The organism is Streptomyces katrae, from assembly GCF_002028425.1.
In the GTDB taxonomy this organism is placed as follows: domain Bacteria; phylum Actinomycetota; class Actinomycetes; order Streptomycetales; family Streptomycetaceae; genus Streptomyces; species Streptomyces katrae_A.
Genome location: NZ_CP020042.1, coordinates 5,529,532 through 5,546,033, shown reverse-complemented (window position 1 = coordinate 5,546,033; position 16,502 = coordinate 5,529,532). Strand labels below are relative to the sequence as shown.

At 72.6% G+C, this 16,502-nt stretch carries 17 protein-coding genes; 1 reads left to right on the top strand and 16 read right to left on the bottom strand.

The genetic code is table 11. From position 1 onward, the window contains the following. Positions 1-36 precede the first annotated feature (36 nt). From B4U46_RS25470 to proS, 13 genes are all read right to left on the bottom strand, one after another. The gene (locus tag B4U46_RS25470; protein ID WP_014675276.1) at positions 37-345 is read right to left on the bottom strand and encodes a DUF2469 domain-containing protein; all 309 of its coding nucleotides are present in this window, start codon (positions 343-345) and stop codon (positions 37-39) included. A gap of 55 nt (positions 346-400) precedes the next feature. After that, positions 401-904, bottom strand: a complete 504-nt coding sequence (locus B4U46_RS25465) for an NUDIX hydrolase (RefSeq protein WP_079429994.1) — start codon at positions 902-904, stop codon at positions 401-403. Beyond that, a complete protein-coding gene (gene lepB / locus B4U46_RS25460) occupies positions 894-1,655 on the bottom strand; it encodes a signal peptidase I (protein ID WP_079429993.1) in 762 nt (253 codons plus the stop codon). Before lepB (B4U46_RS25460) ends, B4U46_RS25465 begins: the two co-directional genes overlap by 11 nt. 60 nt (positions 1,656-1,715) lie before the next feature. Continuing rightward, positions 1,716-2,612: a signal peptidase I gene (lepB, locus tag B4U46_RS25455; RefSeq protein WP_079429992.1), complete on the bottom strand. Its 897-nt coding sequence runs from the start codon at positions 2,610-2,612 to the stop codon at positions 1,716-1,718. 113 nt (positions 2,613-2,725) lie between these two features. Further along, positions 2,726-3,478: a signal peptidase I gene (lepB, locus tag B4U46_RS25450; RefSeq protein WP_398898807.1), complete on the bottom strand. Its 753-nt coding sequence runs from the start codon at positions 3,476-3,478 to the stop codon at positions 2,726-2,728. Between the two features lie 55 nt (positions 3,479-3,533). Continuing rightward, positions 3,534-4,259: a signal peptidase I gene (gene lepB, locus B4U46_RS25445; RefSeq protein ID WP_079429990.1), complete on the bottom strand. Its 726-nt coding sequence runs from the start codon at positions 4,257-4,259 to the stop codon at positions 3,534-3,536. Positions 4,260-4,303: 44 nt separating this feature from the next. After that, the gene (gene rplS, locus B4U46_RS25440) at positions 4,304-4,654 is read right to left on the bottom strand and encodes a 50S ribosomal protein L19 (RefSeq protein ID WP_079429989.1); all 351 of its coding nucleotides are present in this window, start codon (positions 4,652-4,654) and stop codon (positions 4,304-4,306) included. 132 nt (positions 4,655-4,786) lie between these two features. Continuing rightward, positions 4,787-5,608, bottom strand: a complete 822-nt coding sequence (gene trmD, locus B4U46_RS25435; RefSeq protein WP_079429988.1) for a tRNA (guanosine(37)-N1)-methyltransferase TrmD — start codon at positions 5,606-5,608, stop codon at positions 4,787-4,789. Further along, the gene (rimM, locus tag B4U46_RS25430) at positions 5,608-6,201 is read right to left on the bottom strand and encodes a ribosome maturation factor RimM (protein WP_079429987.1); all 594 of its coding nucleotides are present in this window, start codon (positions 6,199-6,201) and stop codon (positions 5,608-5,610) included. Before rimM ends, trmD begins: the two co-directional genes overlap by 1 nt. Before the next feature lie 85 nt (positions 6,202-6,286). Beyond that, positions 6,287-6,526: an RNA-binding protein gene (locus B4U46_RS25425; RefSeq protein WP_042810017.1), complete on the bottom strand. Its 240-nt coding sequence runs from the start codon at positions 6,524-6,526 to the stop codon at positions 6,287-6,289. A gap of 2 nt (positions 6,527-6,528) precedes the next feature. Continuing rightward, positions 6,529-6,966, bottom strand: a complete 438-nt coding sequence (gene rpsP / locus B4U46_RS25420) for a 30S ribosomal protein S16 (protein WP_042810018.1) — start codon at positions 6,964-6,966, stop codon at positions 6,529-6,531. A gap of 202 nt (positions 6,967-7,168) precedes the next feature. Continuing rightward, entirely contained in the window at positions 7,169-7,765 is a 597-nt protein-coding gene (locus B4U46_RS25415) for a hypothetical protein (protein WP_079429986.1), read from the bottom strand. A gap of 201 nt (positions 7,766-7,966) precedes the next feature. Further along, complete coding sequence (gene proS, locus B4U46_RS25410) at positions 7,967-9,379, bottom strand: proline--tRNA ligase (RefSeq protein ID WP_079429985.1); 1,413 nt, start codon at positions 9,377-9,379, stop codon at positions 7,967-7,969. A gap of 131 nt (positions 9,380-9,510) precedes the next feature. On the opposite strand from proS, the gene B4U46_RS25405 reads away from it, so the two are divergent. Next, complete coding sequence (locus B4U46_RS25405; protein WP_079429984.1) at positions 9,511-10,218, top strand: methyltransferase type 11; 708 nt, start codon at positions 9,511-9,513, stop codon at positions 10,216-10,218. A gap of 3 nt (positions 10,219-10,221) precedes the next feature. Here the strand turns inward: B4U46_RS25405 and ftsH are convergent, their stop codons facing one another. The 3 genes from ftsH to B4U46_RS25390 all read right to left on the bottom strand — a co-directional run bounded on the left by ftsH (position 10,222) and on the right by B4U46_RS25390 (position 16,484). Then, entirely contained in the window at positions 10,222-12,153 is a 1,932-nt protein-coding gene (ftsH, locus tag B4U46_RS25400) for an ATP-dependent zinc metalloprotease FtsH (RefSeq protein ID WP_079429983.1), read from the bottom strand. A gap of 116 nt (positions 12,154-12,269) precedes the next feature. Continuing rightward, on the bottom strand, positions 12,270-13,844 hold the full coding sequence (gene ffh, locus B4U46_RS25395; protein WP_079429982.1) for a signal recognition particle protein: 1,575 nt from the start codon (positions 13,842-13,844) through the stop codon (positions 12,270-12,272). A gap of 204 nt (positions 13,845-14,048) precedes the next feature. Then, positions 14,049-16,484: a [protein-PII] uridylyltransferase gene (locus tag B4U46_RS25390; RefSeq protein WP_079429981.1), complete on the bottom strand. Its 2,436-nt coding sequence runs from the start codon at positions 16,482-16,484 to the stop codon at positions 14,049-14,051. Between the last annotated feature and the right edge of the window lie 18 nt (positions 16,485-16,502).

The window sequence follows — 16,502 nt, the reverse complement described above, 5'->3', positions numbered from 1 at the left end:
GGTGAGAGGAGGGCCGTGAAGGGCCCCTCGGCCGGCTCAGCCGCCCGGCAGTTCGAGGTCGCTCTTGTTGAGCTCCTCGATGTTCACGTCCTTGAAGGTCAGCACCCTCACCTGCTTGACGAAGCGGGCGGGCCGGTACATGTCCCAGACCCAGGCGTCGGCCATCGTGACCTCGAAGAACACCTCCCCCTGGACCGAGTGCACCTGCATCTCGTAGTCGTTGGTGAGGTAGAAACGGCGTTCCGTCTCGATCACGTACTTGAACAGCCCGACGACGTCGCGGTACTCCCGATAGAGCTTCAGCTCCATCTCGGTCTCGTACTTCTCGAGGTCCTCGGCGCTCATGGCATGTTCCCCTTCAGCCGTGCGTCCCCCTATTGTGCGCCAGCGCCGTGCACCCCTAAACGATTTCCGGGGGCAGGACCACCGGAGCATCCGGGGGACCGTCGTCGAGCAGCGTCCTCAGCAGCCCGGCGAGCTTGGTCGGGTACACCGTCTCACGGGCCGCGAGAAGTTCCTCGGAGGTCCACCACCTCGCCCCGGTGACGCTGCGCCGCTCCAGCTCGGTGAGCCCGGCCGGGGCGGTCCCGGTCTGGGCGGTCCGGGCCAGGAAGTACCACTCGTCCTGCTCCCAGCGCCTGCCGTCGAAGGGGAAGGAGCAGTAGCGGTGCCACAGCACGGGCCCCAGCTCCACCTCGGTGATCCCGGTCTCCTCCGCGAGTTCGCGCAGCGCGGCCTGCTCGCGGGTCTCGTCGCCCTCCAGCCCGCCGCCCGGGGTGAACCACCACGTCTCGCGGGGGTCGTCCGGCTCGAAGCCGTGCAGCAGCAGGATCCGGTCGTCGGGGTCCAGCAGGATCACCCGGGACACCTTCCGCGGCGGGCGCTCGCCCCGCTCAGCGTCCACCGGAGCGCCCCCGCGACCGTCCCCGCCCCAGCACCCGGGCGACCGGCCCGTAGGCGGCCCCCAGGACGACGAGGGCGGCACCGGCCACCACCGCGGCCACCTGGAGCCGCAGCGGCCCGGGCTGCGAGGTCCCGCCGGGCAGGGCGGCGAACGCCTGCGGCCGGTCCAGCATCCCCGGGTTCGGCCACGCCAGCGCGTCGACCCGGGCCTCGACGGCCGACCGGGGCACGGTCCCCTGGCCGGCGTCCTGGAGGTGGGCCCGCGAGTCCAGGGAGCCCGAGCGCCGGTCGCCCATCAGGAAGAGGTTGCCCTCGGGCACCCTGACCTCGAAGTTCGTCGTCCCCGCGGCCAGCGCGTCGTGCCCGGCCCGGTCCACGTAGGGCTCCTCCAGCGGCTTTCCGTTCACGGTCAGCCTGCCGCCCTGCCCGCAGCAGCCGACGGTGTCGCCGCCGACGGCCACGACCCGCTTGACCATGGGCGAGTCGCTCCACTGGGCGTCCTTGAAGACGACCACGTCCCCGCGGTGCACCTCGGCGCCGCCGATCCGCTGCGCCAGCACCCGGTCACCGGGCTGCACGGTGGGGACCATGGAGTTCGTCGGCACCGTGTAGGGCTGGTACACCAGCGCCCCCCAGACGAAGCCGCCGAGGAAGAGCGCGAAACCGATGGCCACGGCGATGCCCGACAACGTGTTGCCGAGGCCGCCGCGGCCGTCTCTGCCGCTCGCGCGTATTGCCTGTGTTCCGCCCATTGGTGCGCCCCCATACCCGGAGATGGCCACCACCCGGCGATGGCCGGCCTGGGCGGCACCCTACCGGGCGGTAGAGCCCTGGGTCAGCCTCCTGCGGCGCCACAGGACGAGGGGCACGGCGCCCACGAGCCCCAGGGCCGCCGAGTTGACGTCGGCCACGCCGGGGCCGGAGGCCTGCGGCGAGTGCCGGGGCGCCGGGAGCTGCTTGTCGATGCCCTTCTGGTCGAAGGTGTCCGGGACCGGCAGGGTGGCCCAGCGGGTGACCGGCCAGGCGACGACGACGGCCCGCCCGACGACGTCCTTGACGGGTACGAAGCCCTGGGTGGAGTCCTGCATGTGGTAGCGGGAGTCCTGGGAGTTCTGACGGTGGTCGCCCATCACCCAGATCTTGCCCTTGGGCACGGTGACCGGCCCGAACGGCGCGTCGTCGCAGGGGGTGTTGCCGGGGAAGATGTAGGGCTCGTCCAGCGGCTTGCCGTTGACCACGACCGGGCCGCCCCGCTTGCACTCCACGGTGTCCCCGCCGATGGCGATGGTCCGCTTGATCAGGTCCTTCTCCTCGGCGGACGGCATCAGGCCGATCCAGCTGAGGACCTTCTGCACGACATTGGGCTCCGGGGTGGGCTCCCCCTCCAGCCAGTGCGCGGGGTCGTGGAAGACGACGACCTCGCCGCGCTCGGGCTCCGAGCCGAACCAGGGGGTCAGCTTGTCCACCAGCACCCGGTCACCGCGCTGCAGGGTGTTCTGCATCGAGTCGGACGGGATCGAGAACGCCTGGACCAGGAAGGTCTTGATCAGCAGGGCCAGCACCAGGGCGATGCCGATGAGGAGCGGGAGCTCCTTCCAGAAGGAACGGTGCTGCCTCTCCTCCGCAGCCGCCTCGTCGGTGTCGTGCGTGACGGCATCGTCCGGCCGCTCCTCGCCCTCGTCGCGTCCGGATCGAGCGCCTACCGCCACATCCCCCACATCCACTCCTCACTCGGAAACGACCGCCCGCGCCGGATCGGGAGCGGGCCCTCCCCTCCCTTAACGAGCGGGAGTTCCCTAAGGCGCGGGAGACCGGGAACACACTATGCGAACGCGGTGCCCCGGCGGCGACGGCCGGGCCGCTGCCGCCGCCCGGTGCGGACCGGGTCCGGAACGTCGAGGAAGGTCGCGGGCTGCTCCAGCCGGCGCCAGTGCCCGAACGGCCAGGCGATCACCACGGCCTGTCCCACCACGCCCTTCTCGTCGATGGTGCCGTCGAACGCCTCGTCGAGGTGGTAGCGGGAGTCGGCCGAGTTGGCCCGGTGGTCGCCCATCACGAAGAGCCGCCCGGCGGGGACGTGCACCTCGAAGGGGATGTCGGAGGGCGAGTTCCCGGGTGACACGTAAGGCTCATCGAGCGGACGGCCGTTGACGGTCACCCGCCCCCGGTTGTCACAGCAGGCCACGGTGTCGCCGCCGATGCCGATGACGCGCTTGATCAGGTCCTGCTCGTCGGCGGAGGGCAGCAGGCCGATGAAGGTCAGGGTCTGCTTGATCTGCTTCACGCCGGCCGGGTCCGGGGCCGGCCGCGCCGCCTCGCCCTTGAGCCATCCTCCGGGGTCCTTGAAGACGACGACGTCCCCCCGCTCGACCTTGGAGCCGAACCACGGGGTCAGCTTGTCCACCAGCACCCGGTCGCCGATCCGGATCGTCTGCTCCATCGAGCCGGACGGGATGAAGAACGCCTGGACCAGGAAGGTCTTGAGGAGAAGGGCTATGCACAGGGCCACCGCCACCAGCAGCGGCAGCTCGCCGACCCGCCGGGTGCGCCGGCGCCGGCGCAGCTTGCGCGCCATCCGGCGCCGCTGGGCCCGCCCCCCGCCCTCGGCAGGCGCCGGCGGGCGCCCCCGGCTACCCATGCGGGCCCCCGGTGGCGGGCGCCGGCGGCAGGGAGCCCCAGCGGGACGCCGGCCAGCCGATCCAGTCGGCCCGCCCGATCACCTTCTCCACCGGCACCATCCCCCCGCCCGGCTCGCCGAGGTGGTCCCGCGAGTCCCGGGACTGGGAACGGTGGTCGCCCATCACCCACAGGGTCCCCAGCGGGACGACGATCCGGAAGGGCACCTCCGAGGGGGTGTCCCCGGGGTACAGGTACGGCTCCGCCACGGGCACCCCGTTGACCTGGATCCGGCCGCCCGCGTCGCAGCACACCACGTCGTCCCCGCCGACTCCCACGACCCGCTTCACGAAGTCGGTGTCGGAGGGATCGGCCAGCCCCAGCGCCGAGGCGGCCCCGTGCAGGGCGTCGCCGACCGGGTTGCCGCGGGCGGGTTCCCGTACGAAGGACCCGGTGCCGTCGAAGACCACCACGTCCCCGCGCTGCGGCGTCGCGCCGAAACGGTACGCCAGCTTGTTCACCAGGATCCGGTCGCCGACCTCCAGGGTCGGCTCCATGGAACGGCTCGGGATCAGGAAGGGCTGGACCACGAGGTTGGCGACCAGCAGCAGGAAGACCGTGCAGACCACGCCGAGCACCCCGGCCCGCCGCCAGGACCTGGAAACAGCAGAGCGCGACCGCCCCTCCCCCTGTTCGGGAGAGGAGTGGCCGCGCTGTGTGAGCTCTGCTTCGGTGTCCATCGGGGTGGAGCCTATCCGGCCTTCCCGTGGACCCGGAGAGGAGATCAGCGGTCGCGCTTCTCCTTGATCTTCGCGGCCTTGCCGCGGAGCTCACGGAGGAAGTACAGCTTGGCGCGACGCACGTCACCGCGGGTGACGAGCTCGATCTTCTCGAAGATCGGGGAGTGGACCGGGAAGGTACGCTCCACGCCGACGCTGAAGGAGACCTTGCGGACCGTGAAGGTCTCCGAGACGCCGGAGCCCTGGCGGCGGATGACAACACCCTTGAACTGCTGGATACGGGAGCGGTTGCCCTCGATCACGCGGACGTGCACGTTGATCGTGTCACCCGGGCGGAAGGCCGGGACGTCCGTACGCAGGGAGGCGGAGTTGACGCCATCGAGCAGGTGAGACATGAGTTCGTCTGCTTTCTTCGCACGACGCCACAGGTCGCCGGTGCGGGTTTCCGTAGAGAATTCGAGAGCCGTGTCACCCGGCGGACGACGATCCCCCTGTGGCAGGGGCGTCCGCGAGCACACAGCAGCCGCCTATTCTTCCACGACCTCCGGCCTGCGCCAAAATCGGCCGTCTCCGGATGGTTTCCAGCCGAGGATGCTCAGGATCTCGCGGTCCTTCTTGTCGAAGCCGGAGGCCTCGCAGCGCTCGATCAGGTCGGGCCGGTTCTGCGCGGTGCGCCGGAAGGCCTCGTCCCGGCGCCAGCGGGCGATCTTCCCGTGGTGGCCGCTCAGCAGCACCTCGGGGATCTCCCGCCCGCGCCACCGCGGGGGCTTGGTGTAGACGGGGCCTTCCAGCAGGTTGGCCATCTCGCCGGGGGCGAAGGAGTCGTCGCGGTGCGATTCGGCGTTGCCGAGGACCCCGGGCAGCAGCCGGGCCACGGCCTCGGTGACGACCAGGACGGCCGCCTCTCCGCCCGCCAGCACGTAGTCGCCGATGGAGACCTCGTAGACGGGCATGCGCGTGGCGTACTCGTCGATGACGCGGCGGTCGATGCCCTCGTACCGGGCGGGGGTGAAGATGAGCCACGGGCGCTCGGAGAGCTCGACGGCCAGTTCCTGGGTGAACGGCCGGCCGCTGGGGGTGGGGACGACCATGACGGGGCCGTGCGCGCCGGACTCGTAGCCGGCGGCCAGCGCCGCGTCCAGGGCCTCGCCCCACGGCTCGGTCTTCATGACCATGCCCGGGCCGCCGCCGTACGGGGTGTCGTCGACCGTGTTGTGCCGGTCGTACGTCCAGTCCCGCAGGTCGTGCACGTGGACGTCGAGCTGCCCGCGGGCCCGCGCCTTGCCGACGAGGGAGACGTTCAGGGGCTCCAGGTACTCGGGGAAGATCGTGACGACGTCGAGCCGCATCAGGCGTCGTCCCCGGTGCGCGCGGCCTCCGAGCCGGCGGCCTCGGCCTCGGCCTCGGCGTCACGCGCGGAGGCGACCTCGGCGCGGTCGTCGATCAGCCCCGGCGGCGGCGTGATGACGCAGCGCTGCTCCTCCAGGTCGATCTCCGCGACGATCTCCTCGACGAAGGGGATCATCACCTCGGAGCCGTCCGGGCGCTCGACGATGAAGAGGTCCTGCGAGGGCAGGTGGGAGATCTCGGTGATCCGGCCGATCTCGGTGCCGTCCTCCAGCACGACGTCCAGGTCCATCAGCTGGTGGTCGTAGTACTCGTCCTCCTCCTCCGGCAGCTCCGTGGGGTCCACGTCCGCGATGAGGAGGGTGTTGCGCAGCGCCTCGGCCGCGGTGCGGTCCTTGACGCCCGCGAACCGCAGCATGAGGCGGCCGCTGTGCACCCGGCCCGTCTCGATGGTCAGGGGACCCACCGACGCCGGGTCGGTGCGGAGCACGGCGCCGGGGCTGAGCCGCAGCTCGGGCTCGTCCGTGCGCACCTCGACGGTGACCTCACCCTTGATGCCGTGGGCGCGGCCGATCCGCGCGACTACCAGCTCCACTGTGTTTGTGCCTCTCGTGTCCAGACGACGACGGGCCGGGGCGGGCACGTATGCCCTCCCCGGCCCGTGCCGGTGATTCAACTGCTCAGCGGACCTGGTCCACGTCGACGAGGTCGACGCGGATCCCCCGCCCGCCGATGGCGCCCACGACGGTACGCAGTGCACGCGCGGTGCGGCCGTTGCGGCCGATCACCTTCCCGAGGTCTTCGGGGTGCACCCGGACCTCGAGCACCTGCCCGCGGCGCAGGTTGCGCGAGGCGACCTGCACGTCGTCGGGGTTGTCCACAATGCCCTTTACGAGGTGCTCAAGAGCCTCCTCGAGCATGCTCAGGCCTCGGTCGACTCGGCGGCGGCGTCAGCCTCGTCCGCCTTCTTGTCGGCCTTCTTCTTCTGGGTGATGGCCTCGCCCTTGGCCTCGCCGATGCCCTCGAGGGCCTTGGCGAACTCGTCGAAGGAGCGACGCTTGTCTTCCTTCGTCGCCGGCTGCAGCAGCGGCGCGGGGGCCGGGAGGCCCTTGTGCGCCTGCCAGTCACCGGTGAGCTTCAGGATGGCGAGAACGGCGTCGGTGGGCTGGGCGCCCACGGAGAGCCAGTACTGCGCGCGCTCGGCGTTGACCTCGATGCGCGAGGGGTTGTACGTCGGCTGGTAGATGCCGATCTCCTCGATCGCGCGGCCGTCCCGGCGGGTGCGGGCGTCGGCGACGACGATGCGGTAGTGAGGGGAGCGGATCTTACCGAGGCGCTTGAGCTTGATCTTGACTGCCACTGGAGTGGTGTCTCCTGAACTTGACGTGGTTGGGCACTTGAGATGCCACGTGGGGTTGCGGTACTCGGGTGCCCGATGGACGCGTCAGCCGGAGGAGAGAGGGGTCCTGTGCGACTGTCGAGTACAGCTGCCCATTGTGCCACATGCCCGCGACGCCTCCGAGCGGGGAGGATCACCACCACCGCCCGCCGGGGGCGCCGCGTCAGGACGCCGCCGCGGTAGCGACCTCGGGGATGCGGAACGGCTTCATGCAGCCGCCGCACACGATCGGCGCCTGCGCCAGTACGGAGGGCACGACCCGGACGTTGCGCCCGCAGTCGCAGACGGCCTTGACGCGTACGCCGCCGCCCGAGGAGCCGTGCCGGGCGGCCGGACCGCGGAAGCTGCGCTTGGTGTCGGCGGCCGTCGCGGCGGTGTGCGCCTTGAGGGCGCGCTGGAGCCGCTCGATCGTGGGGCGGTAGCGCTTCTTGGCCTCGGCATTGAGGAAGACCAGGGAGAACCCGCTGCTGGCGTGCGGCTCCTCGGAGTGGTCCAGCCCCATCTCCTCGGCGATCGCGAGGAATCTGCGGTTGTGGTAGCGGCCCGCTCGCGAGGTGTCACGCACTCCGCGGGCGGCCGCGATGCCGTGGACTGCCTCGTGCAGCAGTCGCTCGAAGGAGAGCTCGGCGCCGCAGGCGGACGAGGACTCTCCGATCAGGGACTCGGGCGCGGCAAGGTCAGGCAGCTCGGGGTGGTACCGCTGAATGTCGGCCCACGCCTGCGCCAGCTCTGCGGCGAGAACAGGTGGTGTCGTGCTCACGTCGTGACAACGAGCCGGGGTGCCCCGGTGTTCCGATTCCGGGCCATTCCAAATTTTTTGCACGTACCAGTCAGTTCAGTCTCATGCGTCCTGACGAGGACGGGTGCGCCGATCCCAGGAGGAGTCGGTACGTAACGCCGGCCAAAAGAACCAGCCCCCGGCGCGCGGGCGGAGCCGCGCGCCGGGGGCTGGAGCTGGAACTCAGTACGAGCGCGCGACGATCGCGAGGGTACCGGGAGCGTCGTCGGCCTCCGGAACCGACCCGTCCTCGGCCACCAGGCAGCGGACGGTCACGGCCTGCTCGCCGAGCTTGGCCTCGCCCTCCGGGCCCAGGACGCTCCACGGGATCCGCGCCCAGCCGCCGGCGAGGGCGGCCTCGGCGGCCTCCTCGATGGTGGCCACGTCGCTCGTCCGGGAGATCCGGCGCTCGCGGGACTCGCGCAGCAGCTGGGCCTGGTCCTCGTCGAGGACCTTGGGCAGCAGGTCGGCCAGCGCCTCGATCTGCACCGGCTCCTTCCCGCCGGGGATCCGGCGGGCCAGCATCGCGGTGCCGTTCTCCAGGTCGCGGGGGCCGATCTCGATGCGGACCGGTACGCCCTTGAGCTCCCAGTCCACGGCGCGGCGGCCGAAGGGGGTGTCGACGCGGTCGTCCACGTGCACGCGCAGGCCCGAGGCCTTCAGCTGGGCGCCCAGCTCGCGGACCTTGGCCACGGCCTCGTCGCCCTTGATCGCCATGACGACGACCTGGACGTGCGCCAGGCGCGGCGGGACGCGCAGGCCGTTGTCGTCGCCGTGGGACATGATCAGGCCGCCGACCATGCGGGTGGAGACGCCCCACGAGGTCTGCCAGACCAGCTCCTGCTGCCCCTCCTTGGAGAGGTAGGAGGTGTTGAAGGCCTTGGCGAAGTTGGTGCCGAGCTCGTGGCTCGTGCCCATCTGCAGGGCCTTGCCGTCGCCCATCATGCCCTCGAGGGTGAGGGTGTTGATGGCGCCGGCGAAGCGCTCCTTGGGGGTCTTGCGGCCGAGCACGACGTCGATGCCGAGCACGTTGGTCATGAAGTCGCCGTACACGTTGCGGTGGATGTGCGCGGCGTAGTCGCGGGCGTCCTCGTACGTGGCGTGGGCGGTGTGGCCCTCCTGCCAGAGGAACTCGCTCGTACGGAGGAAGACGCGGGGGCGCATCTCCCAGCGGACGACGTTGGCCCACTGGTTGATCAGCAGGGGCAGGTCGCGGTAGCTCTGGACCCACTTGGAGAAGTAGTCGTTGATGATCGTCTCGGAGGTGGGCCGGACGACGACCGGCTCCTCGAGCTCCTTGCCTCCGCCGTGGGTGACGACCGCGAGCTCGGGGGCGAAGCCCTCGACGTGCTCCGCCTCCCTCGTCAGGTACGACTGCGGGATGAACAGCGGGAAGTAGGCGTTCTGGGCGCCGGCTTCCTTGATCCGGGCGTCCATCTCCTGCTGCATCCGCTCCCACAGGCCGTAGCCGTACGGCCGGATGACCATGGTGCCGCGGACCGGACCGTTGTCGGCCAGCTCGGCCTTGTTGATCAGATCCTGGTACCAGCGGGGGAAATCCTCCGCCTGCGGGGTGAGAACGGGTGCCTTTGCCATGGCGCGAATGGTACGGCGCCGGGCCCCGGATGCGTGAATCGGGTGGCGCACTCCTCTGGACGCGGGGGCCGATGGGGAGTTCTCTGGCAACGGGGGCAAGGGGGCGAGACGGAATCAGGAGCGCTCTTTCGATGACACCGACGCCGACGGCGACGCTCGTCGCCCGGGACTGGGCGGAGATCCAGGAACGGATGCTGGTACCGCTGTACGAGGCGGTCTACGACCGGCTGGAGGTCGGGCCGGGCACCCGGCTGCTGGGCCTGGGCTGCGGGGCCGGGCTGCCCCTGCTGCTGGCCGCCGGACGGGGCGCCGCCGCCACGGGCGTGGAGGCCGACCCGGCCCTGCGGGCGCTGGCCCGGGAGCGGCTGCTGGAGGTGGTGGCCGCTCCCCCGGTGCCCGCGGCGCGCCCCTACGACGTGCTGCTGGCCTTCGAGCCCGGCGCGGGCGCCCTGGCGGCGGCCCTGCCCTCGGTGCGGCGGGGCGGCGCGGTGGTGCTGGCGGGCTGGGGTCCGGCCGAGCGGTGCACGGTGCCGGCGGTGCTCGGCGGCGGGCCGGTGGCCCGGGACCTGGACGCGGTGGCCGAGGGGGCCGGGCTGGTGCCGGACGGGTCGGGGCGGGTGTTCTGCCCGTTCGGGTACGCCGACGCGGACAGCGCCGTGCGCGGGCTGCTGTCGACCGGGCTGTACCCCGTCGCGGGGACCGGGGCCGGGCCCTGCGCGGCGGCGGACCCGGCGCTGGCAGAGAAGGAGCTGGCGGAGGCGCTTCACCCGTACGAGCGGGCCGACGGCGCCGTCTGGCTGCCGAACATCCTGCGCTACGTCATCGCCCGGGTGGCGTAGCGCTCAGCCCGTGCCGTGGTCCTTGGCGAGGCGGGGGATGCCGGCCGCCTCGTACGCCGCGCGCTCGTCCAGGGTCTCGGCGGCCAGCAGGGCCTCCGCCAGGGCGTCGAGCTTCGGGCGGTTCTCGGCCAGCAGGCGGCAGGCCTCCTCGTAGCACTCGTCCACGATCCGGCGCATCTCGTGGTCCACGGCGTCCAGGGTGGCGGGGGCGGCGGTCAGGCCGTAGGGGCCCTGGCCGTCGGACGGGATCGCGGTGAGGCGGCCGACGCGCTCGCTCATGCCCCAGCGGCCGACCATGCCGCGGACGATGTTGGTGACCTGTTCGAGGTCGCTCTCGGCGCCCGTGGTGATCACGTTGTAGACCACGTGCTCGGCGGCCATGCCGCCGAGCGCCCCGATGATGCGGCCGCGCAGGTAGGGCTCGGTGTACGCGTAGCGGTCGGCGTCGGGGGTGGAGAGGGTGACGCCCAGCGCGCGGCCGCGCGGCACGATGGTGATCTTGCGGACGGGGTCGGCGCCCGGCTGGAGCATGCCCAGCAGGGCGTGGCCGCTCTCGTGGTAGGCGGTGCGGCGGCGTTCCTCCTGGGGCATCACGAGCGGGCGCTCGGCGCCCAGCTGGACCTTCTCCAGGGCGTCGGAGAGGTCGGCCTGGGTGACCGCGTCCTGGCGGCGCTTGACGGCCAGCAGGGCGGCCTCGTTGGCGAGGTTGGCCAGCTCGGCGCCGGTCATCCCGGGGGTGGTGCGGGCCACCTGGGCCAGGTCCACGTCCGGGCCCAGGGGGATGTCGCGGGTGTGGATGCGCAGGATGGCCTCGCGGCCCGCCCGGTCGGGCGGGGAGACGGCGACGGTGCGGTCGAAGCGGCCGGGGCGCGTCAGGGCGGGGTCGAGGACGTCGGCGCGGTTGGTGGCGGCCAGGACGACCACGCCCTCCGAGCCGGAGAAGCCGTCCATCTCGGTGAGGATCTGGTTGAGGGTCTGCTCGCGCTCGTCGTGGCCGCCCATGCCGGCGGAGCCGGCGCGGGCCCGCCCGATGGTGTCGATCTCGTCGATGAAGATGATCGCCGGGGCGACCTTGCGGGCCTCGGCGAACAGCTCGCGCACCCGGGAGGCGCCGACGCCGACGATCATCTCGATGAACTCGGAGGCGGAGGCCGAGAAGAAGGGCACCCCGGCCTCGCCCGCGACGGCGCGGGCGAGGAGGGTCTTGCCGGTGCCGGGCGGGCCGGCGAGCAGCACGCCGCCGGGCATGCGGGCGCCGAGCCGGTGGTACTGGTGGGGGTTCTTGAGGAAGTCCACGACCTCGCTGAGCTCGCCCTCGACCTCGTCGATCCCGGCCACGTCCTCGAAGGTGGTGCGTTTGGCGCCTTCCAGCTCGACGGGTTTGGGCGGCGCCTTGCGGCCGAACCCGCCGGCCCCGCCCAGGGCGGAGCCCATCCGGCGGGCGATGAGCAGCCACAGGGCCACGATCAGCAGCATGGGGGCGAGGGAGATCAGCAGGTTGGCGAGGAAGCTGCGCTGTTCGACGACCGGGGAGGCGGTGACGGTGACGCCCTTGGAGGTCAGGCCGGTCCACAGCTGGTCGTCGGCGAAGGCGGGGCGCTGGGTGACGAACTTGCGGTAGTCGCCGTGGCCGCCGGGGGCGGGCTGCTTGGTCTTGAGCTCGCCCTGGATGGCGTCGCCCTTGGAGTAGATCTTCTGGACGTTGCCGTCGGTGACCTGCTTGCTGAACTCGGTGTACGAGATCGTCGGCCCGTCGCCCTCGTTGAAGAAGCCCAGCACGACGTTGGTGATCAGGTAGACGATCAGGGCGGCGAGGATCAGCCCGCGCCAGCCGCCGGGCATCTTCTTGCGGGGCGGTGGGCTGGGCGGGGCGCCCTCGGAGCGCCAGGGGGTGTCGGCCCGGTCGCGTGGCGGTACGGGGGTGGGGCTGGGCACGGGGGCGCCTCCTTATGCCGTCCTCCCAGCCGACCATAAGGGACAAACCGCACCCTTGCCCGCGCAGCGCGAAGGCCCCGCCGTGCGTGCACGGCGGGGCCTTCGCGGTACGACCGCTACTTCATGAACTTCTTGAACTCGTCCGGCAGGTCGAAGTCCTGGCCGGGCTGGCCGCCGCCCGCCGGGAGGCCGAACGGGTTGCCGCCGGCGGCGGGGAGCGCGGGCTGGGCGCCCTGCTCGCGCCGGGCCGCTGCCGCGGCCTCCTCTTCCTTGCGCTTCATCGGGTTGCCGCTCTTGCGCTTGCCCTTGGCCTGCTTGACCTGCTTCTTCTGCCGGCCGGGGCCGCCGCCCATCCCGGGGATGCCGGGCATGCCCGGCATGCCGCCGCCCTGGGCCATGCGGGACATCATCTTGCGGGCGTCGAAGAACCGCTCGACGAGGTTCTTCACGGCGCTGACCTCGACGCCGGAACCCTTGGCGATACGGGCGCGGCGCGAGCCGTTGATGATCGTCGGGTCCTGGCGCTCGGCCGGGGTCATCGACTTGATGATCGCGGCGGTGCGGTCCACGTCGCGCTCGTCGATGTTGTTGATCTGGTCCTTGATCTGGCCCATGCCCGGCAGCATGCCGAGGAGCTTGGAGATGGAGCCCATCTTGCGGACCTGCTCCATCTGGGCCAGGAAGTCGTCGAGCGTGAACTCCTTGGGGCCCTTGGCGAGCTTGGCCGCCATCTTCTCGGCCTCGGCCTGCGAGAAGGTCTTCTCGGCCTGCTCGATGAGGGTGAGCATGTCACCCATGTCGAGGATCCGGCCCGCCATGCGGTCCGGGTGGAAGGCGTCGAAGTCGTCGAGCTTCTCGCCGTTCGAGGCGAACATGATCTGCTTGCCGGTGACGTGCGCGATGGAGAGCGCGGCACCGCCGCGGGCGTCGCCGTCGAGCTTGGAGAGCACCACGCCGTCGAAGCCGACGCCGTCACGGAAGGCCTCGGCGGTGTTGACCGCGTCCTGGCCGATCATGGCGTCGACGACGAAGAGGATCTCGTCGGGGCTGACGGCGTCGCGGATGTCCGCGGCCTGCTGCATCAGCTCGGCGTCGATGCCGAGGCGGCCGGCGGTGTCGACGATGACGATGTCGTACTGCTTGGTGCGCGCGTACTCGATCGAGTCCTTGGCCACCTGGACCGGGTCGCCGACGCCGTTGCCGGGCGCGGGCGCGTAGACGGCCACGCCGGCCCGCTCGGCGACGACGCTGAGCTGGTTGACGGCGTTGGGGCGCTGGAGGTCGCAGGCGACGAGGAGCGGGGAGTGGCCCTGCCCCTTGAGCCAGAGGCCGAGCTTTCCGGCGAGGGTGGTCTTACCGGCACCCTGGAGACCGGCCAGCATGATGACGGTCGGCGCGGTCTTGGCGAAGCGCAGGCGGCGGGTCTCGCCGCCGAGGATCGAGACCAGCTCGTCGTTGACGATCTTCAGGACCTGCTGGCCGGGGTTCAGCGCCTTGCTGACCTCCTCGCCGCGGGCCCTTTCCTTGACGTTCGCGATGAAGGAGCGGACGACGGGGAGCGCGACGTCGGCCTCGAGGAGGGCGATACGGATTTCCCGCGCCGCAGCGTCGATGTCCTGCTCGGAGAGGCGGCCTTTGCCCCGGAGGGACTTGAAGGTCGCGCTGAGGCGGTCGGAAAGCGTATCGAACACGGTGGTCGCGATTCCTCGGGTCGGGGGCGTGATGGTCGCCCCCCAGGGTATCCGCCCCCGCCGCTCCCCGGGGGCGGGGTCACAGGGCCGCTGCGCGGAGCGGTCCTCCAGCCGCCCTTTCACCGTTTCCCGGGGCTCCGCCCCAGACCCGCGCCTCACGCTCCCCCGGCTACCGCTGCGCGGCAATTCCAGCCGCGCAGCGGTCTACGTCAGGGCGGCCTCGATCAACGTGGCGACGGCGGACGCCGCCGGCGGCGGCAGGGGTTTGCCGTCCGGGTCGACCACGTAGACGGTGTCCACCGCGTTCGCCCCCAGGGTGGAGACGTGCGCGCTGCGCACCCGGACCCCGGACGACTCCAGGGCCCGGCCGATCCGGTGGAGGAGCCCCACCGCGTCGGGGGCGCGGACCTCCAGGACCGTGGCCAGCGGGGAGACCTCGGGGACCACCGTGACGCGGGGCGGCGGGGGGACGACCCCCCGCCGGCGCGGGTACGCCGCCTCGCGGGCGGCCAGCTTCGCCGGGACGTCGAGGGAGCCGTCCAGCGCCCGTACCAGGTCCGTCCGCAGCCGGGCCGCCTGCGGCAGCGCCCCGTACTCCGCCGCCACCCGCCACCGCAGCACCAGCACCTCCCCCAGGTGGTCCGGCAGTTCCAGGAACCGCAGGTCCGCCGCCCGTACGGTCAGCCGGTGCAGCGCCAGCACCCCGGACACCGCCGGGAGCACGCCGGGCTGGTCCGGGACGGCCACGACCAGCTCGACCCCGACGGCGTCGTCCTCCTCCTCCTGCCGGGCGTGCAGGGTGAGCACGGGTTCCCCGGTGCGCAGGGCCTCCAGTGCCAGGCGCTCCTGCTCGGCGGTGGGGAGGTCGGGCTCGGGGTCGGCGGGCGGGGCCCCGCTCAGCACGGCGGCGACGCGCCGCACCAGGTCGGCCACCAGGGAACCCCGCCAGGTGCTCCAGGCCGCCGGCCCGGTGGCGAGGGCGTCGGCCTCGGTCAGGGCGTGCAGGATCTCCAGGGTGCCGGTGGAGCCGACGGCCCGGGCCACCGCGGTGACGGTCGCCGGGTCGTCGAGGTCGCGACGGGTCGCGGTGTCCACGAGCAGCAGGTGGTGGCGTACGAGGGTGCCCAGCACCGCGGTGTCCGCGGCGTCGAAGCCCACCCGCGCGGCCATGTCGCGGGCGATGGTCTCGCCGACGACGGAGTGGTCTCCGGGCCAGCCCTTGCCGATGTCGTGCAGCAGGGCCGCCATCAGCAGCAGGTCGGGCCGGCCGACCCGGCGGGTCAGCGCGGAGGCCCGTACGGCCGTCTCGATCAGGTGCCGGTCCACGGTCCAGGTGTGCACGGGGTTGTGCTGGGGGCGGCAGCGCACGCGCTCCCAGTCGGGCAGCAGCCGGCTGATCAGCCCCTCGGCCTCCAGCGCCTCCCACACGGCCACCATCGGCTCCCCCGCGCCGAGCAGGGTCAGCAGCTGTTCCCGCGCCTCGGCCGGCCAGGGCACGGGCAGCGGCCGGGCCTGGGCCGCGATCCGGCGTACGGCGTGCAGCGAGACGGGCAGCCCGGCCTGTGCGGCGGCCGCACCCAGCCGCAGGGGCAGCACGGGGTCCCGTTCCGGCCGGGCGGCCAGCGCCAGCACGGCCTCCCCCTCGGCCTCCACGACCCCCTCGGCCAGCGGCGCCCGCTCGGCGGCGGCCGCCGCGCCCCGGGTGCCCAGCAGCCCCCGCAGCCTCGGCCGGGCGGCCCGGGCCCGCAGGACCCGTCCGACCTCCCGCCAGGTGACGTCGCCCGCGTAGGCGACCACCCGGGCGGCCTCGTACACCTCGCGCAGCAGCGCGTCCGCGTCGAGCAGCCCCAGCCGGGCGGCGACCTGGGGCTGTTCCTGGAGGGAGAGCCGGTCGGTGGCCCGGCCGGTGACCAGGTGCAGGGCGTCCCGGGCGTCCATCAGCCGGCGCCGGGCCCCGTCGAGCCCCTCGCGGGGGGCGTCGGCCAGCCAGGAGGCGGCGACGGCCCGCAGGGCGGTGGCGTCGCGGATGCCGCCGCGCGCCTCCTTGAGGTCGGGCTCCAGCAGGAAGCGCAGCTCCCCGGCCCGGTCGGCCCGCTCCCGGCACAGGGCGTGCAGCTGCGGCAGCCGCTTGGGGGCCTGGTTGCGCCAGTCGGCGAGCACGGAGGTGCGCAGTCCGGCGAGCAGGCCGGCGTCGCCGGCGACGAGCCGGGCGTCGAGCAGCCCGAGGTGGGCCTTGAGGTCCTCGGCGGCGACCTTGCGGGCCTCGCCGGGGGTCCGTACGGAGTGGTCGAGGGCGACCCCGGTGTCCCAGACGGGGTACCAGAGGCGGTCGGCGAGGGCTCCCAGCGCCTGGGGGCGGGCCTTGCCGTCGTGGAGCAGCAGCAGGTCGAGGTCGCTGCGCGGGGAGAGTTCGCCGCGTCCGTAGCCGCCGACGGCGACGAGGGCCGCGCCGCGTACCCCGGTCTCCTGCGCGGCGGTCGCGAACAGCTCGTTCAGCCACCGGTCGGTCAGGGCGGACAGGCCGGAACGTCGGGACGGCCCGGACCGCGACTCCTCCTGCAGGAGTCGCAGCCGGGCCGCGGCGTATCCGCCGGGTCCGGGGCCGGTGGGGTCTTCCGTGGTCTCTTCGACGCTCGTCACCGGTGGCTCCCGTGGTCC